This window comes from Tsukamurella conjunctivitidis, from assembly GCF_007858475.1.
Lineage (GTDB): Bacteria > Actinomycetota > Actinomycetes > Mycobacteriales > Mycobacteriaceae > Tsukamurella > Tsukamurella conjunctivitidis.
The window spans coordinates 1-613 of the sequence record NZ_VIGX01000160.1 but is presented as its reverse complement, the minus strand read 5'-3'; the positions used below and the strand labels follow the sequence as shown (position 1 = coordinate 613).

1 protein-coding gene is annotated in these 613 nt (G+C 67.7%); it reads left to right on the top strand.

Going from position 1 to position 613, the window contains the following annotated elements; translation table 11 throughout:
* Positions 1-21: 21 nt before the first annotated feature.
* Positions 22-613 (top strand): TetR/AcrR family transcriptional regulator (locus tag FK530_RS24840; protein ID WP_231706796.1); only part of this gene is annotated, 592 nt, incomplete at its 3' end.

Below are 613 nucleotides of genomic sequence, written 5' to 3'. Positions count from 1 at the left end.
CAGTCCTTCGACACGATCACGATGTCCCAGATCGCGCTCCGAGCCGAGGTGGGCCGCACGGCCGTGTACAACCACTTCGCCGACAAGGAGTCCCTGCTCCTGGCCTTCATGCGCCACGCCACCTCCGGCTTCGCCGAGGCCCTCACCCAGGCCCTGGAGGGAACCGACGACGTCATCGAACAGTTGCGCATCTACATCCGCGCCCACCTGGAGTTGCGGGGCCATTTCCACCTGGCCTCCCACCTGGACCTCCGTTCCATGGTCTCGGCCTCCAGCGCGAGCCACCTGAGGGACCATGCCGGCATCGTCGAGCACATCCTCTTCCACATCCTGGAGGAGGCCATGGAACAGGACCGAATCCCGCGGCAGAACTCGCTGGCGCTGGTCTCGCTGGTCCTCTCGGCCCTTGCGGGACAGTACCTGCCCACCGACCCCGGCGAGCGGCAGGCAGCGATCGAGGTCGTCCAGGCCTTCGTGCTGCGTGGTATCGGTGTCCCCGCCGCCGAGTGCCCACTGCCTGCCGTCGCGTTGTCCGAGGCACGTCCCCCCTCCGACCCGACCTCACCCTCCGGACGGTCTCCTCACAGAGCCACCGATCCGCAGGCATTCCTGC